The following is a 20875-nucleotide window of genomic DNA, read 5'->3' on the forward strand; positions in this document are numbered from 1 at the left end:
CCAGGGTAAGCGAGCGAGCCAAAGCAGGTTGAGTGCTGCCAGCGCACAGGAACCGGAATGGACACATAGTCCATGAGGATTCCGCGCACTGCCCGCACTCAAGATGCAAAGGCACAGCCGCTTACCGAGCGGCCCGCCCCGCATGCTGCGCCAGCGCCCACTGCACATGCTCGCGCACCAGCTCGGACGGATCGTCGGCGCGCGCCGTGAGCGCCGCCAACACCGCCGGAGAGCTCGGGGCGTTGCCGAGCCCGACCGCCAGGTTGCGCGACCAGCGCTCGTAGCCGCTGCGGTAGATCGGGCTGCCCGCCATGCGCGAAGCGAAATCCGCCGCGCTCCAGCCGAACAGCTCGGCCAGCGTCACGTCGTCGAGCCCGTGTCGCACCGCAAAATCGGCCTCCTCGGTCGGCACGGCGAAACGATTCCACGGACACGCCAACTGGCAATCGTCGCAGCCGTACACGCGGTTGCCGATCAGTGGCCGCAACGCCGGCGGAATCGCCCCGGCCAATTCGATGGTGAGGTAGGAGATGCAACGGCGCGCATCGACCTTGTACGGCTCGACGATGGCCCGCGTCGGACAGACGTCGAGGCAGCGTGTGCAGCGGCCACAATGCCCCTCTTCCGCGGCGTCGGGAGGCAGGGGCAGATCGGTGAACAGCTCGCCGAGAAAGAATAGCGAACCATGCTGGCGGTTGAGCAGCAGCGTGTGCTTGCCGCGCCAGCCGAGTCCTGCCTGCGACGCCAGCGCCACCTCCGCCACCGGCGCACTGTCAGTGAACACACGATGGCCGAACTCGCCCACCTCGGACTGAACTCTTTCGGCCAACCTTTGCAAGCGATTGCGCAACACCTTGTGATAATCCCGCCCCAGCGCGTAACGCGACAGGTAGGCGCGCTCGCCATCGGCCAGCACCTCGTCGGCCCCACGCGAGGCACCCGGCCAGTAGTGCATGCGCAGCGACACCACCGACAAGGTGCCGGGCACCAACTCCGCAGGTCGCAGCCGCAGCACACCATGGCGCGCCATGTACTCCATCTCGCCGTGACAGCCTTCAGCCAGCCACGCCGACAGCTTCTGCTCGGCCTCAGGCGGCAGCTGCGGACGGGTGATGCGCGCATCGGCAAAACCCAATTCGCGCGCCCATGCTTTGATTTGGCGCGCCAATTCGGGATAATTCGGTTTTTGTAAGGACTTCTCGGTCATGGAGATGGATGATACCAGTGTTCGCCAGGGTAGCCTGCCGGATGAAGCCGCCACGCTGGCGCTAGGCGGTGCATTGGCACGCGCCGTCACCGCCGGCACCGTCATCTACCTGTGGGGCGACCTCGGGGCCGGCAAGACCACGCTCAGCCGCGGCCTGCTCGCCGCGCTCGGCCACCACGGCCGGGTCAAGAGCCCCACCTACACGCTGGTAGAAAGCTATCCGCTCGCCTCTCTCACGGTACACCATTTCGACCTATACCGCTTCGCCGACCCCGAGGAATGGGAAGACGCCGGCTTTCGCGACTATTTCGGCCCCGACACGCTATGCTTGGTAGAGTGGCCTGACAAGGCCGAGGGCCTGCTGCCCCGCGCCGACCTGGTCGTGGAACTGGCCGTCGCCGGCAGCGGTCGGAGCTACCGAATCACCGCCCAAACCGACATTGGACAGTCATGCCTCACCCGACTTTCGACCCCACCCGCCGCACCTTGATCACGGCGGCGGCCGCGACCTTCCTGCTGACGGTCAGCCGCGTTGGCCTGGCCGCCTCGAGCCAACTCGTCGCCCTGCGCGTCTGGCCGTCGTCCACCTACACCCGCATCACGCTGGAAGCCAGCGAGGCGCTCAAGTACAAGTATTTCAACATCGCCAACCCCGAGCGCCTGGTGATCGATATCGAGGGCGTGCAGCTCAACGCCGTGCTCAAGGACATCGGCAGCCAGATCAGCGCCGCCGACCCCTTCATCCAGACCGCGCGCGCCGGGCAGTTCACCCCGGACACGGTACGTATCGTGCTCGACCTGAAGTCCGACATCAAACCGCAAGTGTTTACGTTGGCCCCGGTAGCGGAATACCAGCACCGGCTGGTGATCGACCTCTACCCGACGGCGCAGCAGGACGACCCGCTACTGGCATTGCTCGAAGACTACAACAAGGGCAAGTTGGAGCAGCCGCCACTGAAGTCCAAGAATAAATCCGACAAGAGCCGCCCGATCCTGATCATGCTCGACCCCGGGCACGGCGGCGAAGACCCGGGCGCGATCGGCCCTTCCGGTACGCGGGAAAAGGACGTGGTGCTGAAGATTGCCAAGCACCTCAAGCGCATGATCGACGCCGAGCGCAACATGAAAGCCTACATGACGCGCGACGAGGACGTGTTCATTCCGCTTGGCGTGCGCGTGGCCAAGGCGCGCAAGCTGAATGCCGACCTGTTCATCTCGATCCACGCCGATGCCTTCCTCAACCCGAGTGCACGCGGCTCGTCGGTGTTCGCGCTCTCGGAACAAGGCGCCACCAGTACCGCCGCTCGCTACCTGGCCAAGACCCAGAACGACGCCGACCTGATCGGCGGGGTGAAGATCACCAGCAAGGATCGCTATCTGGCGCATACCCTGTTCGACCTCACCCAGACCGCCACCATCAACGACAGCCTCAAGCTCGGCAAGAGCGTGCTGGGCAAGATGGGCGAACTCAACCGGCTACACAAGGATGAGGTAGAACAGGCCGGCTTCGCCGTGCTGAAGGCACCGGACATCCCGTCCATCCTGGTCGAAACCGCCTTTATCAGCAATCCGGAAGAAGAGCACCGGCTGATGGATGCCTCCTTCCAGCAGAAAGTGGCGGAAAGCATCTTCGGCGGGGTACGCGGCTACTTCGCCCAGGGGGCCGCACTGGCCAGGACCTGAAGCAACACCAGGCCGGCAACAAAAAATGGCCCGCATTTGGCGGGCCATTTTCGTTGCCATCGGGATTCAGCGTGACTCCCCGGGCGCCTCGCTATCCGGATGCTCCTCTTCGGCCGGCACGCGGTAGCTCTCATCCGCCCACTGCCCCAGGTCGATCAACTTGCAGCGCTCGCTGCAAAAGGGCCGATAACGACTTTGCGGCTCCCAGCGCACGGCGGCACCACAGGTTGGACAGGCGACGATTCGTACCTTCTCGCTCATAACACGGCTCAAAACTTGCAATGGGTCAGGGTGAATTCGACATCGGCCTCGGTCGGCTTGGGCCGGCTCTCGCCGGTGGCCGCATTGATGAAGCGGATATTCAGGGCGTACTTGTTGGCCGAGAGTTCCGGCAGGGCGCCGAGCGACTCGTCGAAGCCGATACGGATCAGCTGCACCACCTTGCCGCCGGACATCTGCTGGAACACGCCGCGTCGCGCCACATACTGGTGCGACTTGCCGCTGTTGCGCAGCAGCTTGAGCAGAATGCGCGAGGCTTCGGCGGTCGGCATCAGCGGCCCCGCCCAGCGCTGCAGATCGAGGCGGCGCTCCTCCGGCGGCTTGAGCTGCCACAGGTAGTACGACGGCAGGTCGAACTGGCAGGTCCCACCGGGGATGCCGGCACGCTGCTTGATCGCCATCAGCCACTCGTTCTCGCGCAGGTGCTGGCCGAACTTGCCGGTCAGGTCCAGCAGATTCGCCGCCGTGCCCTCGATTTCCTCGATGACGCCTTCCAGCATGTCTTCCGAGACGTTGGGATTGTCGCGCAGGGCCTCGAGAATCTGCTTCTGCCGTTCCAGCTCCTGCAGCAGTTCGGCCTTGAGATCGGCTCGGGAGGCCGTTTCCATCAGCTCGAACAGCGTCAGGATGGCGGAATGGTGTTCGAACGGATGATCTTGGGAAATGAAGAAGGCCAGGCGTGTGTACAACTGCTCCAAACGCAGCAGCATCCGAGTTTTCTCGGTAACGGGGAATTCAAAACTGATCACGGCACCACGGCCCTTCTAGATGGCTTTTATTGGAGTAGTTGTATCGCGCCGGTCATGGGGCACCGCAGAAGAGGAACGCGGCTTCATCACTGGCTCCGAGCCCTGGCGAGGCTCGACAGATAATAACGATGTTTGGCTTCGACTTGAAGCGCAAGTTCACTCAGCGAGCCGCTATTGTCAATAATATCGTCCGCGAGCCTGCGCTTGTCCTCGCGCGGCATCTGCGTCGCCATGATGGCACGCACCTGCGGCTCGCTCAAACCACTACGTTGCATCACCCGCGCCACCTGCACTTCCTCGTCGCAATCGATCAGCAGGGTGCGGTCGACCACATCCCGATAGGCCTGGCTTTCGAACAGCAAGGGCACCACCAGCACCGCGTACGGCCCCTGAGCCCCTGCCAGCGCGGCCAGGCTGTCTTCCAGAATCATCGGGTGCAGGATGGCTTCCAGTTCGCGCCGCGCCGACGGCTGCCGGAACACCAGCTCACGCATGCGCTGGCGATCGAGCGCCCCGTCCGCGCGCTGAAAGTCGGGGCCGAACCTTGCCACGAGCGTCGGCATCGCCCGCCCACCGGGGGCTGTCAACGCATGCGACAGCTCGTCGGTATCGACCACCGCCACACCCTGCGCGGCAAAACAACGGGCCGCAGCCGTTTTCCCCGAGCCGATGCCACCAGTGAGTCCAACGACCTTAACGCCCGCCAAGATAGCACCCGACGATCTGCTCGCCCCAGAGCAGGGCAATCCAGCCAGCCAGCGCCAGATAGGGGCCGAACGGCAGATGCTGGCCCCGTCCCAGTCGCGCCATCAGGATCATGGTAATACCGAACACGGCCCCGACCAGCGACGACAGCAGGATCACCAAAGGCAGCATCTTCCAGCCCAGCCAGGCCCCCAGTGCCGCCAGCAGCTTGAAGTCGCCGTACCCCATGCCCTCCTTGCCCGTCGCCAGCTTGAACAACCAGAAAATCACCCACAGCGAGACGTAACCGAGCATGGCACCGATCACTGCCTCGTCCAGCGGCACCCGCCCGCCCAGCAGGCTGAACAGCAACCCTCCCCACAGCAAGGGCAAGGTCAACGAATCGGGCAGCAGCTGGGTGTCGGCATCGATGAACGCCAGTGCAATCAGCGTCGCCGTCAGAGCGGCGTATCCCAGCAAATCGAGTGTCCAGCCGAAGCGGTAAGCCAACGCCGCGAACATCACGCCACACATCAGCTCGACCAGCGGGTAACGACGCGCGATCGTGGCCTTGCAACTGTGGCAACGGCCGCGCAGCAGCAGGAAACTGAGCACTGGGATGTTGTGCCAGGCACGCACCGGCGCCTGGCAGGAAGGGCAATGCGATGCCGGCGTCAGCAGGTTGAAACGCGGCATCTCCTGCGCGGGCTGTCCGCTCAACAGAGCGCACTCCAGCTGCCACTCCTGCTCCAGCATCTTGGGCAGGCGATGGATCACCACGTTCAGGAAACTCCCCACCAGCAAGCCCAGCAGCGCCACCACCCCGATCATCAGCGGAAGGTTGGCCGAAAGAACTGCATCCATCTCCGTCATCATCAGCCGACCACCTGCCCCATCTTGAAGATCGGCATGTACATGGCGACCACCAGGCCGCCGATCAGCACCCCGAGGACGATCATGATGACCGGTTCCAACAGACTGGACATCGCCGCCACCGCGTTATCGACCTCTTCCTCGTAGAAGTCGGCCACCTTGTCGAGCATGTGGTCAAGCGAGCCCGACTCCTCTCCGATCGCCGTCATCTGCATCACCATATTGGGGAACAGATTGGTACGTTGCATGGCGAAACTCAGGCTGGAACCAGTGCTCACTTCTGCCTGGATGCGCTTGGTGGCCTCGGCATAAACCTGGTTGCCGGAAGCCCCGCCGACTGAATCCAGGGCCTCCACCAGCGGCACCCCGGCGGTAAACATGGTAGCCAGGGTGCGCGACCAGCGCGCGATGGTCGCCTTCTGCACCACCTCGCCCAGCACCGGCAGCTTGAGCAGCAAGCGATCGACCTGTTCCTGGAACTTGGGGGAGCGTTTGAAGAAGAACATGGTGCCAAAAATGGCGCCGAAGATGATGCCGAAGACCAACCACCAGAACTTCACAAAGGCGTCCGATAGCCAGATCACGAGCAGCGTCGGCGCCGGCAGATCGGCCCCGAAACTGGAAAACAGGTCCTTGAACGCCGGAATCACGTACAGCATGATGATGGTGGTGATGATGAAAGCAGTGGCGAGGATGGCGGAAGGATAGATCATCGCCGACTTGATCTTGCCCTTGATCGCCATGATCTTTTCGCGGTAGGTTGCCAGCTTGTCCAGCAGCGAATCCAGCACGCCACCGGTTTCACCGGCTGCGATCAGGTTGCAGAACAGCTTGTCAAAATAGAGAGGGCGCTTGCGGAAGGCTTCGGCCAGCGACATGCCGGTCTCCACGTCGGCCCGGACTTCCAGCAGCATCTTGGTCACGGCAGGATTGCTATGCCCCTTGGCCGAGATATCGAAGGACTGCAGCAGTGGAACACCGGCCTTCATCATGGTGGCCAGCTGCCGGGTAAATAGGGTAATGTCGCGTTCGCTGATACTCCGGCCAAAACCAGCCTTGCGCCTCTTCAGTTTCTGGACCGTGATGCCCTGCCGCCGCAACTGGGTCTTGGCAACGATTTCGGACTCTGCACGCATCTCGCCCCGCACCACCTTGCCGGTACGGTCCTTGCCTTCCCACTCCCAGATGTGGGCTGCCGTCGTCGGCAGTTTCTTTGCCAGAGTAGCCATGGCCTCTTGTTTCCCTGCGCTGGTTATTCGTTGGTGGCGGCTTCGATTTCCGCCAGCGAGGTGATGCCCTGCTTCACCTTGAGCAAGCCGGCACGACGCAGATCGACCATCCCCTCCTGCCGAGCCAGATCAGCGATGTCCACCGCTGTGCCGTTTTTCATGATAAGACGAGTCATGGCATCGGTGATGGGCATGACCTCATAAATCCCCACCCGCCCGCGGTAGCCCGAATCGCGGCATTCACGGCACCCGACGGGTCCGTAAGGCTGCCAACTGCCGTCCAGCTCCACCTCACGGTAGCCCGCCCGTAGCAGCGCCTCTTTCGGAATATCCATCGGCTTCTTGCAATTGTTGCACAAGCGTCTGGCCAGGCGCTGCGCCATGATCAGCAGCACGGAACTGGCGACGTTGAACGGCGCTACCCCCATGTTCAGCAAACGTGTCAGCGTGGCGGGAGCATTATTGGTATGCAGCGTGGAAAAGACCATATGGCCGGTCTGCGCCGCCTTGATGGCGATGTCGGCGGTTTCAAAGTCGCGGATTTCCCCCACCATGATCACGTCCGGATCCTGGCGCAAAAAGGCCTTCAGCGCCGACGAAAAGGTCAGCCCGGCACGCTCGTTGACGTTCACTTGGTTGATCCCCGGCAGGTTGATTTCGACCGGATCTTCTGCCGTGGAAATATTGGTGTCAGGCTTGTTCAAGATGTTCAGGCAGGTATAGAGCGACACCGTCTTCCCGCTGCCGGTCGGGCCGGTCACCAGCACCATGCCATAGGGACGGCTGATGGCCTCGAGCAGCATCGCCTTCTGCTCCGGCTCAAAACCCAGCTGCTCGATATTCAGCGTGGCCGCCGATTGGTCGAGAATACGCATCACGATCTTCTCGCCAAACAGCGTCGGCAGGGTGCTGACCCGGAAATCGATGGCACGCGTCTTGGACAACACCAGCTTCAAGCGGCCGTCCTGCGGCACGCGCTTCTCGGAAATGTCCAGCCGCGATATCACCTTGATGCGCGAGGCGATCTTCTCCTTCAGCAAGAGGGGCGGCTGGGCGACTTCCTTGAGCACGCCATCCACCCGGTAGCGGATGCGGTAATACTTTTCATAAGGCTCGAAATGGACGTCCGATGCTCCGCCGTTGATTGCATCCAGCAACACCTTGTGGATGAACTTGACCACGGGCGCATCGTCGACTTCAGTCTGGGCAACGGTTTTTTCCGGCTCGGCATCCGGGTCGGCAAACTCGAGGTCGCCAAAATCCTCGTCCACCAGAGCCTTGATCGCTTCGGCCCCACCCGCCTGGTAGCTGCCGATCAGCTTGCCGAGCTTGTCGTCCTCCACCACCACGACTTCGACCGACAGGCTAGTCTTGAACGTAATGGCGTGGAAGGCCGAGGTCTGGGTGGGGTCGGAGGTGCCGATGAACAGCCGGCTGCCCCGCTTGTACAAGGGCAACAGGCGGCGCGAGCTGATCAGGTCCTCGTCCACCAGCCCCTGCGGCAGTTGCTCCGGCTCGATGGCGGCAAGATCCAGCAAGGGAAAGCCGAACACCTGTGAAGCGAACGTCGCCACTTCCAGCGAGCTCATTTTCTTGCTGAGAATAAGCTGCTCGACAAAGCTGATCGACGAACTCTGCGCCTGGCGCTGAATAGCCTCGGCATCCTGCAACAGCAGGCTGTTGTGTTGCACCAGGGCACGGCCGAGGCCGGAAACGCCTGCGGAAACTTCCATAACGTCCCTCGTTAGAACGGAGCGATCATCCAGCCAGCCATCAGTGCCGAATAGCGGCAGGCCATGACAGCGGCACACACCGGACTTTAGCGTAAATCTTGGTTACCCGCATGCACTCTACTGCACAAGGGTGGCCATGCTGCAAGTACTTGGCCAAGACCGGTCAGCACTACCCCAGCCCGGCACACTGTAGTGAATAAAAAAAGGACTGCCAAGGCAGTCCTTTTTACCAATCAGACGAAGTCTCTGATTAGAACTTGTGCTTCACGCCGACAGCCACAGTACGTTCGGTTTCCAGAGCGTCGTCGCTGTGGTGAGCGTAACCCAGGGAAGCGTAGGTGGTGGTGCGCTTGGACAGGGCGTAGTCAACACCAACGATGTACTGGTTGATCTTCTCGTCCTGCTTTTCGCCGTCGATCTTCAGGTTCCACAGGCGGCCGTAGCTGAATTTCGGGGTCAGGGCGCCGATGGTGTAGCCCACGGTCACGCCGGCTTCGCGGTATTTCAGCTCTTCGTTGCCAGTCAGAGTAGCATCATTAAGAGCAACGCCCATCACGCTAGTAGCGCCGGCAACACCGGAGTACAGCTTGCCTTGGCCATAGTAGCCAGCCAGGAACAGGTTGTTGGCGTTGTAGCCGCCTTCCAGGCGCCAGTAGTTGCCGTTCTTGTCGCCGGCGGTGTTCTGGTCTTGGAGGCCAACGTAGCCGAAGTCGGCGAAGTAGCCGGCGTTCTGGTAACCCAGGCCCAGGTTCCAGGTGGCCTTGTTGGTGCGGTTGCCGTTAACGTAAGCGCGGGACTCATCCACACCGTACAGGGCGGAAGCGCGGAAACCAGCGAATTCCGGGCTGTCGTAGCGGATGGCGTTCTTGACACGGCCGTCCAGGATGTTGATCGAGCTGTAGTACAGACCGTTCACGCCCTTGCCATAGATCCAGTTATCCGGATTGCCCATGTCGGAGTTGTTGTAGGTGCTCAGCTTACCGATGCGCACCTTACCGAAATCGCCCTGCAGGCCGACGAAGGAATCGCGGGTGGCGAAGGTGTTGTCGTAGCCGTTGCCGGAAGCGGAACCGGTGGTGCCGTCGATGTTCAGGCCTTGCTCAACCTGCCAGATGGCTTTCAGGCCGTTACCCAGATCTTCCGAGCCCTTGAAGCCGATCAGGGAGCCGGTGTCGTCGATGCGGGTGCCGGACTTCAGCTTGCCGCCATCTTTGGCGAAATCGTAGCTGTAGGTCTTACCGTTTTCGATACCGGCTTCGATGGTACCGTACAGGGTCACGTCGGCCATGGCGGCTGCCGGCAGGGCGGCCAGAGCAACAGCGATCAGCTTTTTGTTCATCGCGTTCTTCCTTTTAAGTCAGTTGGGTTTGTCCGGCTGCTAGCCAGGCTAAACAAGGCCAGCCCGAACATTTCTGCACCACCGATAACTTCCGGCGATTTCTGTCGAGACTATAAATCTGGCGTTGCGAAAATACAAAACCGCGTGGTCGGCACGCTGGACAGGCTTCAACCAAGTTGCAACACGATCCGATAAATCATTGTTTTATATGGAAATATAAACAAACAAGAGATGTTGCCAATTTGAGACACAACAACCCGATATGACAAAAACTGTTGCAAAAAAGTCACTCCATGCATTCCCGAGCGGGTTGTCACTCCATGCCTCACGGCCTAAAACACCGCAAAATAAGGCCACTCCCTGACTCGAACCCGACCATGACCACGACTGCCCTCTGCTGGTTCCGCCGCGACCTGCGACTTGACGATCACGCGGCACTGCATGCCGCCTTGCGCCATAGCGAACGCGTCGTCTGCGTGTTCGTGTTCGACCGGGATATCCTGAAGCACCTCCCCGCGCAGGACCGCCGCGTCGATTTCATCTGGCACTCTCTGGTGGAGCTGAAAGAGCATTTGCGTGCCCTCGGCAGTGACCTGGTCGTCGTATCCGGCCGGCCAGTGGATTGCATCCCGGCGTTGGCGCAGGAACACGGAGCCGGCACGGTCTGGGCCAGCCGCGACTATGAGCCGGCCGCCTGCTGGCGTGATGCGGCAGTGGCCGAGCAGCTATCTCGACACGGCACGCGGCTGAAAACGGTCAAGGACCAGGTGATCTTCGAGCAGAACGAAGTGCTGACCGTAACCGGTAAGCCCTATACCGTATTCACCCCCTACCGCAATGCCTGGCTGAAAAAGCTCACCCCCTTTTTTCTGCAGGCCTACCCAAGCACGCGTTACCTCGACAGGTTGGCAAGGTTGGCCGAAACCCCGCTCCCCAGCCTGGCCGAGCTGGGCTTTACCGATACCGGGCTCGGTCGACTGGGCATTCGCGCCGGCATGGCGGGCGCCGCAGCCGTGTTCGCCGATTTCGGCCAACGTATCGAACACTACCAACAATGGCGCGACTTCCCCGCTGCCAAGGGAGTGTCGTACCTGTCGGTTCACCTGCGCTTTGGCACCATCTCGATTCGTCAATTGGCACAGTTTGCCTGGCAGCAAGGCAGCGCAGGGGCGACGACCTGGTTGAACGAGCTGATCTGGCGTGAGTTCTATCAGCAATTGCTGTGGCACTACCCGCACGTCGTGGAGGAAAGCTTCAAACCGGAGTACAGGCAGCTCGGTTTCCCCAACGACGAAACCCTGTTCGCCGCCTGGTGCGCCGGACGCACCGGCTACCCGCTGGTCGATGCCGCCATGCGGCAGCTCGCGTACAGCGGCTACATGCACAACCGGCTGCGCATGGTGACGGCGAGCTTCCTGGTCAAGGATCTGCTGGTGGACTGGCGTTGGGGGGAGCGCTATTTCGCCAAAAAGCTGATCGACTACGATCTGGCCGCCAACAATGGCGGTTGGCAGTGGGCCGCATCGACCGGTTGCGATGCCCAGCCCTGGTTCCGCATTTTCAATCCGGTAACGCAGTCGCAGAAATTCGACCCTGAAGGCAAGTTCATCCGCCGGTATGTGCCGGAACTGGCCGCACTCGATAACAAGGCTATCCACGCCCCGTGGCAGGCCAAGACGCTGCCCGGCGGATTTCTATTGGGACGCGATTATCCTCGGCCCATCGTCGATCATGCCGAGCAGCGGGCACAGGCCCTGGCGCTGTTCGGGCACCGCCAAAAAGCATAAACGCCCCAAACGGGGCGTCTATGCGTGAAGTCAGCGAACGATTACGGCTTGGCCGGTGCGGCCGGCTTGGCGACCGGCTTGGTCGGCACGACGGGGCTGCTGCCGGCTTTGGCCGGAGCCGCCGGTTTCGCCGTCGGCGCGGCACTCTTGCCCGACACAGCGATGTCCTTGCGCAGTTTTTCCAGCGTCTTGTCGCCGATGCCTGGCACGTTCTTCAGTTCGTCGACAGTCTTGAACGGCCCTTGTTTGGTCCGATAATCCATGATCGCCTTGGCCTTGGCCGGGCCGATACCGTTGAGCGATTCGAGTTCCTGCTGCGTTGCAGTATTAAGGTTGATGGCCGCCATGGCGGAGGAACAGAACGCCAGCACACTGGCGAGGATCAGCAGCAATTTTTTCATATCGACTCCTTACTAGAGTGAACAAATGCGAAGCCCGCCCCATCAATATGACAAATAATTAACCGCGATGCAAAACCAGTTCGAGCACCACCTTACTGCCGACGTAGGCGAACATCAGCGCCACAAAGCCAATCAGCGTCCAGCGCACTGCCAACTTGCCGCGCCAGCCATACAACTTGCGCCCCACCAGCAATGCGCCAAACAGGCCCCACGCCATGATCGAAAACACGATCTTGTGCGACCAGGCCGCCGGCTTGCCAAACACCTCCTCGGAGAACACCACGCCGCTGAACAGGCTCGCCGTCAGTAGCAAAAACCCCACACCCAGCACCTGGAACATCATGGTTTCCAGCGACAGCAACGGGGGCAGCTGACGCACCAACGTGATCCAGCGTTTGTCATGCAGCGCCTTGTCCAACGCCAACATCAACAACGCCACCAGGGCGCCGATAGCGAGCAGGCTGTAGGCCAGCATCGACACCAAAATATGCAACAGCAAGGCCGGATTGCTCAGATCGCCCAGCAGATGCTCCCCCGGAAACAGCAGGCTGAAAGCCAGCGTGGCCACCGCCAGCGGCATCATGAACAGCTGCAGCCCTTCCACACGGTAGAAAAAACCGCAGGTCCAGTAGATCAGCAGCATCAGCCACACCAGCACCGACAACGCCCGTCCGACCCCGAGCGACAACAACGCTCCCTCGCGTAGCGGCCCCATCACCGCCATGGCGTGCAGCAACAACAGCACCCCCAGCAGCAGGTGCTCGCGACGCGGATGGCGCGGCAGTATCCCGACACCGCGCCAGTGCCCGATGAAATGCCAGGAAAACGCACCGTAGGCCAGAATCAGAAGCAGGGTGATGACGAGCAGAAAACTGGTCATGAGGTAATTGCACTCGTGAACCGGGCGCAAGCCCGGTGGGTCGTGTAAAATAGACAATTTGAAAGTCTACACCAAGCTGCCCATCGTTGGCAGGCAGAAGGACGCCCCATGCTTGATAACCTTACCAACCGCCTGTCCGGCGTCATCAAGAACCTGCGCGGCCAGGCACGCCTGACCGACGCCAACATCCAGGATGCGATGCGCGAAGTGCGTATGGCCTTGCTGGAGGCCGACGTTGCCCTGCCGGTGGTGAAAACCTTCATCAACCATGTCAAGGAGCGGGCACTCGGCCAGGAGGTCATGGGCAGTCTGACCCCCGGGCAGGCGCTGGTCGGCGTGGTCAACGAAGAGCTGACCAAGCTCATGGGCGAAAAGAACGACGCGCTGAACCTGGCCGCCGTCCCGCCCGCCATCGTCCTGATGGCCGGCCTGCAAGGCGCCGGTAAAACCACCACCGTCGGCAAGCTCGCCAAACTGCTAAAGGAAACGCAGAAGAAGAAAGTCCTGGTGGTCTCCGCCGACGTGTACCGTCCGGCGGCGATCGAGCAGCTCAAGACCTTGGCCGGGCAGATCGGCGTGGAGTGGTTCCCCTCCGACGGCACGCAGAAGCCGGTAGAGATCGCCCGTGCCGCGGTCGACCACGCCAAGCGCCACTTCTTCGACGTGCTGATGGTGGATACCGCCGGTCGCCTCGCGATCGACGATGCCATGATGCAGGAGATCAAGGCCCTGCACGCCTCGCTCAATCCGATCGAAACCCTGTTCGTGGTCGACGCCATGCAGGGCCAGGATGCGGTCAACACCGCGCAGGCCTTCAACGAGGCGCTGCCGCTGACCGGCGTGATCCTGACCAAGATGGACGGCGACGCCCGCGGCGGTGCCGCCCTCTCGGTACGCCACGTCACCGGCAAACCGATCAAGTTCATCGGCGTCGGCGAAAAGCTCACCGGCCTCGAGCCCTTCCACCCCGAGCGTATGGCCAGCCGTATTCTCGGCATGGGCGACGTGCTGAGCCTGATCGAGGAAGTCCAGAAAGGCATCGATCAGGACGAAGCCGCCAAGATGGCCAAGAAGCTCAAGTCGGGCAAGGGTTTCGACCTCGAGGACTTCAAGGCGCAGATGCAGCAGATGAAGAACATGGGCGGCATGGCCAACCTGCTGGAAAAAATGCCCGGCCAGCTCGGCCAGATGGCCAAGGGCGTGCAGGGCGCCGAAGCCGAAAAATCGATGCGCCGCATCGAGGGCATCATCAACTCGATGACCCCGGAAGAGCGCCGCAAGCCGGAGTTGCTCAAGGCGAGCCGCAAGCGTCGTATCGCCGCAGGCTCCGGTGTCACGGTGCAGGAAGTCAACCGCCTGCTGAACCAGTTCGAGCAGACCCAGAAGATGATGAAGCAGTTCTCCTCCAAGGGCGGCCTGATGAAAATGATGCGCGGCATGAAGGGCATGCTGCCCGGTGGCATGTAAACGCCGCAGAACATGGAACCCACCATGCATTACGACGTTGTCGTTCTGACCGAAAGCCGCTACCTCGCCCCCAACGAGGCCGACTGGTACACCCGTCAGGTACACACCGAAGACAATCTGCTGCTGCATGCTCTGGAACGGCAGGGCCTCGCCGTCGCCCGCCACGACTGGGCCGACTCCGCCATGGACTGGACGCAGACGCGTTCCGCCCTGCTGCGCACCACCTGGGACTACTTCGATCGCTACGCCGAATTCAGCGCCTGGCTTTCACGTGCCAGCGCCCAGACCCGGCTGTTCAACGAGGCCGGCCTGATCCGCTGGAACATCGACAAGCACTACCTCGGCACACTGGCAGAAAAAGACATCAACATCGTCCCGACGCTCTACATTGAAAAGGGCGATAGACGTTCCCTGCTCAGCGTTGTCGAGAGCAGCGGCTGGGACGAGCTGATCCTTAAACCGGTGATCTCGGGGGCAGCCCGGCATACTTATCGTTTCCGCCATACCAACACCCCGGCGCTGGAATGCAGCTACGGGGAGCTGATCGAGCAGGAAGCGATGATGCTGCAGCCGTTCCAGCGCAACGTGCTGGAACAGGGGGAAACCTCGCTGATGATCATCGATGGCCGCTTTACCCACGCCATCCGCAAGACGCCCAAGAGCGGCGACTTCCGGGTACAGGACGACCATGGCGGCCAGGTGCACGACTACACGCCGAGCCAGGAGGAAATTACCTTCGCCGAAGCGGCCGTCGCCGCGGTGCCGTTCGACGTGCTCTATGCCCGCGTCGACCTCATCCGTGATAACGACGGCCAACTGGCCGTGATGGAACTGGAAATGATCGAGCCGGAGCTGTTCTTCCGTTTTCACCCGGAAGCCGCCGACCGGCTGGCTGAAGGCGTGGCACGCCGCCTGCGCGCCTGACCTTCGGCCAACCTTTTACTTTTGTACTGAAACCGCCGGGCAACCGGCACATACGTTTGGAAATACCTCGTCATGAATCTGACCACGTTGACCGCCCTGAGCCCCCTGGATGGCCGCTACGCCAATCAGGCAGAACCGCTGCGCTCCCTGTTCTCCGAGTACGGCCTGATGAAATTCCGCATCAAGGTGGAGCTTGAGTGGCTGAAAATGCTGGCCGCCGAACCGGGCATCGAGGAGGTCAAGCCGTTCTCCGACGCCACCCTGCGCGAAATCGACGACGTTATCGCCAACTTCAATGTCGAGCACGGCGAAGAGATCAAGGCCATCGAGGCTCGCACCAACCATGACGTCAAGGCCATCGAATACTGGCTGAAAGAGCGCCTGTCGGGCAACCCGGAAGTGATGGCCGCCAGCGAGTTCATCCACTTCGCCTGCACCTCGGAAGACATCAACAACCTGTCGCACGCCCTGATGCTGAAGACGGCGCGCAACACCGTGGTGCTGCCGGCCCTCGACAGCGTCATCCAGCGCCTGCAGAACCTGGCCCACGAACTGGCCGCCGTGCCGATGATGAGCCGCACCCACGGTCAGCCGGCCACACCGTCGACCATGGGTAAAGAACTGGCCAACGTGGTCTATCGTCTGAGCCGCCAACGCGAACAACTGGTCAAGCAGGAAATCCTGGGCAAGATCAACGGCGCCGTCGGCAACTACAACGCCCACCAGGTGGCCTATCCTAACGTCGACTGGGAAAGCGTGTGCGGTCGCTTCGTGACCGGCCTCGGCCTCACCTTCAACCCCTACACGATCCAGATCGAGCCGCACGACTACATGGCCGAGCTCTATCAGACCATGGGCCGTGTCAACACCATTCTGATCGACCTCAACCGCGACGTCTGGGGCTACATCTCGCTGGGCTTCTTCAAGCAGAAGGTCAAGAAGGACGAAGTGGGCAGCTCGACCATGCCGCACAAGGTCAACCCGATCGACTTCGAAAACGCCGAAGGCAACCTCGGCATGGCCAACGCCGTACTCGGCTTTATGGCCGAGAAGCTGCCCATCTCGCGCTGGCAGCGCGACCTGACGGACTCCACGGTCCTGCGCAATATGGGCGTCGGCTTCGGCTACACCCTGCTCGGCTTCAACGCCTGCCTGCGCGGCCTGAACAAGCTGGAAATCAACCCGGCCGCACTGGCCGCCGACCTCGACTCCAGCTGGGAACTGCTGGCTGAACCGATTCAGACCGTAATGCGCCGCTATGGCATCGCCAATCCGTACGAGCAGCTCAAGGAGCTGACGCGCGGCAAGGACGGCATCACCCGCGACACCCTGTCCGCCTTCATCAAGGGCTTGGATATCCCCGAGCAGGAGAAAACCCGCCTGCTGGAACTGACCCCGGCCAGCTATATCGGCAAGGCAGTGGAACTGGCCAAGCGCATCTAAATCGCCCGCCCCCAAAAAAAACACGTCACTCTTCGGGTGACGTGTTTTTTTATGCGCAAGCACCCGCGCTGGCTAAATTGAAAAGCCAAGCCGGCGGAGGGACCCACAAAAATTCAGGAGGCGTCGTGACGGGAATCGTACGTTATACGGAGTACACCGATATGGTGCACGTTGAATAGCAAAAAGCCAGAACATGATGTTCTGGCTTTTCTAAACTTGGTTGCGGGGGCAGGATTTGAACCTACGACCTTCGGGTTATGAGCCCGACGAGCTACCAGACTGCTCCACCCCGCGTCTGAAGAAATGCATCTTACCGTCTCGCCGAACCAGCGTCAAGCTTTTATGAGCAAAAAAGGCATGATTTACGCTGCCCAGTCCACCCAACCCATTTTCCAGGTCAGCAGGATCAGCACACCGAAGCCAATACGGTACCAGGCGAAAGCATTGAAGTTATGACCCGAGACATAGCGGATCAGCCCGCGTACAGCCAGAAACGCACTGAAGAAGGCCGCCACAAAACCTACGGCAAAGACCGGGGCATCACTCAAGGCGAACAGCGCACGATGTTTGTACACATCGTAAATAGTTGCCGCGAACATGGTCGGAACCGCCAGAAAGAAGGAAAACTCGGTGGCCACTTTCCGGTCGAGGCCAAACAACATACCACCAATGATGGTGGCGCCAGAACGCGAGGTTCCCGGAATCAGGGCAAACACCTGAGCCAGCCCCACCTTGAGGGCATCTCTCCCCGTCATAGCATCGACGCTATGCACCTGGGCACGACGATCCTTGCGCTCGACCAACAAGATCACCAGGCCACCAATAATAAACGCCAACGCCACGCTCACCGCGTTGAACAGGTAGAGCTTGATGACCTTGATAAACAGAAAGCCAATGATGGCGGCGGGCAGAAAGGCCAACAGCAAATTGAACGCAAAGCGTTGGGCCGAGGCGTCACGCCCCAGATTTTCCGCCACACCAATGAAACGAGCCCGGTATTCCCAGACCACAGCCAAAATCGCCGCCAACTGGATCACCACCTCGAAGACCGCACTGGTCTCGCTATGGAAATTGATCAGGTCACCCGCCACGATCAGGTGGCCGGTACTCGAAATCGGCAGAAACTCCGTCAGGCCTTCGACGACCCCCATTAGTAAAGCCTTGGCTAGCAGCAGCACATCCACGGTACAACCTTTCCATTGTCGTTATCAGGCAAAAACAAAGGCAGCCAGGCTGCCTTTGTTCGATTAATGCAAACTTAACTACCTTATTTCTTCGCTTCCCGCTGCGCCTTGACGATCAACTCATCCACCACCTGCAGCAAGCGGGCCGGCTCGGCCGCCATGGTCGCGTACTTGCCGGCCACCACGATGGTCGGCGTCCCTTCAATGCCGTAGTCACGGGTGATCTTGCTGGCTCGCGCCACCTGGGCATTGATGCCGAAGGACTTATACGTTGCCATGAAAGTCTTGGTGTCGATACCTGGTTGGGTCGCCAGCCACTTGCTCATCTCCGTCTCGTCGGCCAGGTTGATCTTTTTCTCCACCATGGCGCTCAACGCCGGGGCATGCAGCCTGTCCAGTGTCCGGGTGGCATTGAAGGTAGCGAACAAACGGGCCAGACCCTCCATCTGCTTGTTCCAGACAATCTGCTCACGACGGAAGCTGACGTTGGTCGGCAGCTTCTTGCTCCACGCCGTCAAAGCCGGGTCAAGATGAAAACAATGGATGCAGTGGTAGGAAAAGAACTCGATGACCTCCACCTTGCCCGGCGTTGCCACTGGCTGCGGATTGGCCAATACCGTGTAATCCTTGCCCTGCTCAATCGCCGCATTGGCCCAGGCACTAAACAGCATCAGCCCGGCAAGCAACCACTTTTTCATATCATCCCCTTGTCGAAATCAATTACCGCCCTTGACCACAGCTCCGGTCAGGCCATCCTGCTTGAGTTGAGCACGCACCCGGTCCAGATCTTCTTGGCGTGTAAACGGACCGACGCGAACACGGTGCACCAGACCTTTGTCGGGCAGATTGACCGACTGTATCGAGGCTTCGACACCCAGCATGGCCAAGCGGGCCTTCAGGTTATCCGCCTCATCTTCATTCTGGAATGCACCTACTTGCAAATAAGACTTAGGAACAGCTGCAGAAGCGGAAGGTTCCCCGCCCTTGGCGTGCTTTCCCCCCTCACCCGGAACGGCATCAAGCTGCCCCGGCAGAATCTTGTAAAAATCGAAACGTTGCTCATCCTGGCTTTTGGCCGGGGCAACGGGCTTGGCGGCCGGCGGGGCCACAGGAGCTGGGGGAGCCGCCGGCATCGCCGGTGCGGTAGCCGGTGTCGCGGGCACCGATGACGGTGCGACAGGCAACTCGGCTATCTTGCTTCCAGGCGACAGCAAGGTCGGCTCGGGCACCTGGGCGGTAGGCTTCGGTGTCGACTTCGTTGCCGTAGCGAAAGGCGTCGCTGAACGATTGAGATACATGGCCAAGCCGATGGCGACGGCCACCCCGACGATCAGTCCAATGACGATACCCGCCATCAGACCACCACCACCACTGCGCGCGGCTCCCGACGAGTTGCGGCGCGAAGAGGAAGAACGTGAAGAATGTTTCAAATCAATATTACCCATGGGCGCTAGCTTGCATCATGCAATCGCCACATTATCCAATAATTAAGACGGACCGGGGAAAAGCTCAGCTATTTGGCAGCCCGGCACGTCGCAGTTGTACCGCCTGCAACACTTCCTGGCGCGAGATCGGTTCTGCCCCCTTCAAGTCGGCAATGGTTCGGGCCACGCGCAGAATGCGATGATAGCTGCGGGCAGAAAGGTGCAGCCGCTCGACCGCCTGGAGCAGTGTCTGCTGCGCCGACGCTTCGACCAACCCATGCCGATCCAGCTCGGCCCCGGAAAGGTCGGCATTCGCCTTCCCCTGCCGCGCCAACTGAATCCGGCGCGCCGAAATCACCCTCTCACGCACCGCCTCACTCGTTTCGCCTGGCCCCTGGCCCGATAGCTCGTCCGGCAACAGGGTCGGCATCTCGATATGCATGTCGATCCGGTCCAGCAAAGGGCCGGAGATTTTACCGCGATAACGTGCAACCTGCTCCGGCGTGCACTGGCAGCGCCCGGAACGATGCCCGAGGTAGCCACAAGGGCAAGGATTCATCGCCGCGACGAGTTGAAAACGGGCAGGAAACGTCGCTTGGCGGGCTGCACGGGAGATATGGATCACGCCATTCTCCAAAGGTTCACGCAGCACCTCCAGCACGCGACGATCAAACTCCGGCAGTTCGTCCAGGAATAGCACACCACGGTGCGCCAGGCTGACCTCTCCCGGACGTGGCTCGGAGCCGCCTCCCACTATGGCCACGGCCGAAGCGGTATGGTGAGGTGCTCTGAATGGCCTGGCGCGCCAGGCCTCGGCAGAGAACCCTTGCGATCCGAGTGACTGCACCGCCGCCGCCTCCAGTGCCTCGTCATCCTGCATCGGCGGCAGCAGCCCGGGCAAACGGCTGGCCAGCATCGACTTCCCTGTTCCCGGAGGACCAATCAGCAGCAAGCTGTGGCCGCCCGCGGCGGCGATCTCCAGCGCCCCGCGCGCCGCCCCCTGTCCTTTGACATCGGCCAGATCGGGATAGCAGATAGTGGTACGGGCACTCTCCGCCTGCGCGCGTGGCAAGAGCTGCAAGCCATTGAGATGGGCACAAACCTCCAGCAGCGTCGCCGCCGAATACACCGTGGCATCGGCCACCAAGGCGGCCTCGGCGGCACTTTGCGGCGGCAATACAAAAGCGCGCCCGGCACGCCTGGCATGGCAGGTCATGGCCAAGCCACCACGGATGGCTCGCAGTTGGCCACTCAACGCCAGCTCCCCCGCGAATTCATAGCGGGTGAGAGCGTCCCCCTTCACCTGCCCGGACGCCACCAGAATGCCCAGTGCGATCGGCAAATCGAAGCGCCCCGAATCTTTGGGCAAATCGGCGGGAGCCAGATTCACTGTGATCTTCCGCGCCGGGAAGGTAAACCCCGAGGTCAGGATCGCGGCCCGGACCCGGTCGCGACTTTCCTTTACCTCGGTGTCGGGCAGACCCACGATGGCGAACGCTGGCAGACCATTGGCCATGTGCACCTCCACAGAGACCTCGGAAGCCTCCATACCGGACAGGGCCCGGCTATGAACGATGGCCAACGTCATC

At 61.2% G+C, this 20875-nt stretch carries 20 protein-coding genes and 1 tRNA gene; 6 read left to right on the plus strand and 15 right to left on the minus strand.

The features are described 5' to 3' along the window. Positions 1-121 precede the first annotated feature (121 nt). On the minus strand, positions 122-1207 hold the full coding sequence (gene queG, locus AC3WG5_RS00465) for a tRNA epoxyqueuosine(34) reductase QueG (protein ID WP_492567398.1): 1086 nt from the start codon (positions 1205-1207) through the stop codon (positions 122-124). On the opposite strand from queG, the gene tsaE reads away from it, so the two are divergent. Then, positions 1206-1697 carry a tRNA (adenosine(37)-N6)-threonylcarbamoyltransferase complex ATPase subunit type 1 TsaE gene (gene tsaE / locus AC3WG5_RS00470; RefSeq protein WP_492567399.1) on the plus strand — a complete coding sequence of 164 codons (492 nt, stop codon included), beginning with the start codon at positions 1206-1208 and terminating at the stop codon, positions 1695-1697. The genes queG and tsaE overlap by 2 nt on opposite strands. Then, complete coding sequence (locus AC3WG5_RS00475; protein WP_492567400.1) at positions 1658-2890, plus strand: N-acetylmuramoyl-L-alanine amidase; 1233 nt, start codon at positions 1658-1660, stop codon at positions 2888-2890. The genes tsaE and AC3WG5_RS00475 overlap by 40 nt, the downstream gene beginning before the upstream one ends. Before the next feature lie 66 nt (positions 2891-2956). Here the strand turns inward: AC3WG5_RS00475 and yacG are convergent, their stop codons facing one another. The 7 genes from yacG to AC3WG5_RS00510 form a co-directional block, all read right to left on the minus strand. Further along, complete coding sequence (gene yacG, locus AC3WG5_RS00480) at positions 2957-3151, minus strand: DNA gyrase inhibitor YacG (protein WP_294866128.1); 195 nt, start codon at positions 3149-3151, stop codon at positions 2957-2959. Positions 3152-3159: 8 nt separating this feature from the next. Continuing rightward, positions 3160-3918: a cell division protein ZapD gene (gene zapD, locus AC3WG5_RS00485; RefSeq protein WP_040652180.1), complete on the minus strand. Its 759-nt coding sequence runs from the start codon at positions 3916-3918 to the stop codon at positions 3160-3162. An 86-nt stretch (positions 3919-4004) separates the two neighbouring features. Further along, entirely contained in the window at positions 4005-4625 is a 621-nt protein-coding gene (gene coaE / locus AC3WG5_RS00490) for a dephospho-CoA kinase (RefSeq protein WP_492567401.1), read from the minus strand. Further along, on the minus strand, positions 4612-5478 hold the full coding sequence (locus AC3WG5_RS00495) for a prepilin peptidase (RefSeq protein ID WP_492567402.1): 867 nt from the start codon (positions 5476-5478) through the stop codon (positions 4612-4614). The genes coaE and AC3WG5_RS00495 overlap by 14 nt, the downstream gene beginning before the upstream one ends. Further along, entirely contained in the window at positions 5478-6704 is a 1227-nt protein-coding gene (locus AC3WG5_RS00500) for a type II secretion system F family protein (protein WP_482584098.1), read from the minus strand. Before AC3WG5_RS00500 ends, AC3WG5_RS00495 begins: the two co-directional genes overlap by 1 nt. A gap of 23 nt (positions 6705-6727) precedes the next feature. Next, on the minus strand, positions 6728-8437 hold the full coding sequence (pilB, locus tag AC3WG5_RS00505; protein WP_492567403.1) for a type IV-A pilus assembly ATPase PilB: 1710 nt from the start codon (positions 8435-8437) through the stop codon (positions 6728-6730). Between the two features lie 250 nt (positions 8438-8687). Next, a complete protein-coding gene (locus AC3WG5_RS00510) occupies positions 8688-9776 on the minus strand; it encodes a porin (RefSeq protein WP_492567404.1) in 1089 nt (362 codons plus the stop codon). A gap of 377 nt (positions 9777-10153) precedes the next feature. On the opposite strand from AC3WG5_RS00510, the gene AC3WG5_RS00515 reads away from it, so the two are divergent. Further along, positions 10154-11563 (plus strand): cryptochrome/photolyase family protein, encoded by a 1410-nt coding sequence (locus tag AC3WG5_RS00515; protein ID WP_492567405.1) that lies wholly within the window; start codon positions 10154-10156, stop codon positions 11561-11563. 41 nt (positions 11564-11604) lie between these two features. Here the strand turns inward: AC3WG5_RS00515 and AC3WG5_RS00520 are convergent, their stop codons facing one another. Next, positions 11605-11964, minus strand: coding sequence for a ComEA family DNA-binding protein (locus tag AC3WG5_RS00520; protein WP_492567406.1), 360 nt, complete (start codon positions 11962-11964; stop codon positions 11605-11607). Positions 11965-12022: 58 nt separating this feature from the next. After that, positions 12023-12844 (minus strand): cytochrome C assembly family protein, encoded by an 822-nt coding sequence (locus AC3WG5_RS00525; RefSeq protein WP_008952471.1) that lies wholly within the window; start codon positions 12842-12844, stop codon positions 12023-12025. Positions 12845-12952: 108 nt separating this feature from the next. Between AC3WG5_RS00525 and ffh the strand changes: the two genes are divergently transcribed. The 3 genes from ffh (at position 12953) to purB (ending at position 16678) form a co-directional block, all read left to right on the plus strand. Beyond that, positions 12953-14311, plus strand: a complete 1359-nt coding sequence (gene ffh, locus AC3WG5_RS00530; RefSeq protein ID WP_014088356.1) for a signal recognition particle protein — start codon at positions 12953-12955, stop codon at positions 14309-14311. A 24-nt stretch (positions 14312-14335) separates the two neighbouring features. Further along, a complete protein-coding gene (locus AC3WG5_RS00535; protein WP_492567407.1) occupies positions 14336-15235 on the plus strand; it encodes an ATP-grasp domain-containing protein in 900 nt (299 codons plus the stop codon). A gap of 72 nt (positions 15236-15307) precedes the next feature. After that, positions 15308-16678, plus strand: coding sequence for an adenylosuccinate lyase (gene purB, locus AC3WG5_RS00540; protein ID WP_482584093.1), 1371 nt, complete (start codon positions 15308-15310; stop codon positions 16676-16678). A 217-nt stretch (positions 16679-16895) separates the two neighbouring features. Here purB and AC3WG5_RS00545 read toward each other — a convergent pair. The 5 genes from AC3WG5_RS00545 to AC3WG5_RS00565 form a co-directional block, all read right to left on the minus strand. Beyond that, a tRNA-Met gene (locus tag AC3WG5_RS00545) sits at positions 16896-16972 on the minus strand. 68 nt (positions 16973-17040) lie between these two features. Then, the gene (locus AC3WG5_RS00550) at positions 17041-17862 is read right to left on the minus strand and encodes an undecaprenyl-diphosphate phosphatase (protein WP_492567408.1); all 822 of its coding nucleotides are present in this window, start codon (positions 17860-17862) and stop codon (positions 17041-17043) included. A gap of 83 nt (positions 17863-17945) precedes the next feature. Continuing rightward, positions 17946-18560: a thiol:disulfide interchange protein DsbA/DsbL gene (locus AC3WG5_RS00555; protein WP_492567409.1), complete on the minus strand. Its 615-nt coding sequence runs from the start codon at positions 18558-18560 to the stop codon at positions 17946-17948. Between the two features lie 18 nt (positions 18561-18578). Beyond that, the gene (locus tag AC3WG5_RS00560; protein WP_492567410.1) at positions 18579-19307 is read right to left on the minus strand and encodes an SPOR domain-containing protein; all 729 of its coding nucleotides are present in this window, start codon (positions 19305-19307) and stop codon (positions 18579-18581) included. Between the two features lie 64 nt (positions 19308-19371). Next, positions 19372-20874, minus strand: a complete 1503-nt coding sequence (locus tag AC3WG5_RS00565; protein ID WP_492567411.1) for a YifB family Mg chelatase-like AAA ATPase — start codon at positions 20872-20874, stop codon at positions 19372-19374. Between the last annotated feature and the right edge of the window lies 1 nt (position 20875).

This window comes from Pseudogulbenkiania sp. FW507-F1, from assembly GCF_058781125.1.

What these genes read in the sequence shown, in the direction of transcription:
- tsaE (WP_492567399.1), top strand. Translation starts at nt 1,206, where the DNA reads ATGGAGATGGATGATACCAGTGTTCGCCAGGGTAGCCTGCCGGATGAA.
- queG (WP_492567398.1), bottom strand. Translation starts at nt 1,207, where the DNA reads ATGACCGAGAAGTCCTTACAAAAACCGAATTATCCCGAATTGGCGCGC.
- AC3WG5_RS00475 (WP_492567400.1), top strand. Translation starts at nt 1,658, where the DNA reads ATGCCTCACCCGACTTTCGACCCCACCCGCCGCACCTTGATCACGGCG.
- yacG (WP_294866128.1), bottom strand. Translation starts at nt 3,151, where the DNA reads ATGAGCGAGAAGGTACGAATCGTCGCCTGTCCAACCTGTGGTGCCGCC.
- AC3WG5_RS00495 (WP_492567402.1), bottom strand. Translation starts at nt 5,478, where the DNA reads ATGATGACGGAGATGGATGCAGTTCTTTCGGCCAACCTTCCGCTGATG.
- AC3WG5_RS00500 (WP_482584098.1), bottom strand. Translation starts at nt 6,704, where the DNA reads ATGGCTACTCTGGCAAAGAAACTGCCGACGACGGCAGCCCACATCTGG.
- pilB (WP_492567403.1), bottom strand. Translation starts at nt 8,437, where the DNA reads ATGGAAGTTTCCGCAGGCGTTTCCGGCCTCGGCCGTGCCCTGGTGCAA.
- AC3WG5_RS00510 (WP_492567404.1), bottom strand. Translation starts at nt 9,776, where the DNA reads ATGAACAAAAAGCTGATCGCTGTTGCTCTGGCCGCCCTGCCGGCAGCC.
- AC3WG5_RS00515 (WP_492567405.1), top strand. Translation starts at nt 10,154, where the DNA reads ATGACCACGACTGCCCTCTGCTGGTTCCGCCGCGACCTGCGACTTGAC.
- AC3WG5_RS00520 (WP_492567406.1), bottom strand. Translation starts at nt 11,964, where the DNA reads ATGAAAAAATTGCTGCTGATCCTCGCCAGTGTGCTGGCGTTCTGTTCC.
- AC3WG5_RS00525 (WP_008952471.1), bottom strand. Translation starts at nt 12,844, where the DNA reads ATGACCAGTTTTCTGCTCGTCATCACCCTGCTTCTGATTCTGGCCTAC.
- ffh (WP_014088356.1), top strand. Translation starts at nt 12,953, where the DNA reads ATGCTTGATAACCTTACCAACCGCCTGTCCGGCGTCATCAAGAACCTG.
- AC3WG5_RS00535 (WP_492567407.1), top strand. Translation starts at nt 14,336, where the DNA reads ATGCATTACGACGTTGTCGTTCTGACCGAAAGCCGCTACCTCGCCCCC.
- purB (WP_482584093.1), top strand. Translation starts at nt 15,308, where the DNA reads ATGAATCTGACCACGTTGACCGCCCTGAGCCCCCTGGATGGCCGCTAC.
- AC3WG5_RS00555 (WP_492567409.1), bottom strand. Translation starts at nt 18,560, where the DNA reads ATGAAAAAGTGGTTGCTTGCCGGGCTGATGCTGTTTAGTGCCTGGGCC.
- AC3WG5_RS00560 (WP_492567410.1), bottom strand. Translation starts at nt 19,307, where the DNA reads ATGGGTAATATTGATTTGAAACATTCTTCACGTTCTTCCTCTTCGCGC.
- AC3WG5_RS00565 (WP_492567411.1), bottom strand. Translation starts at nt 20,874, where the DNA reads ATGACGTTGGCCATCGTTCATAGCCGGGCCCTGTCCGGTATGGAGGCT.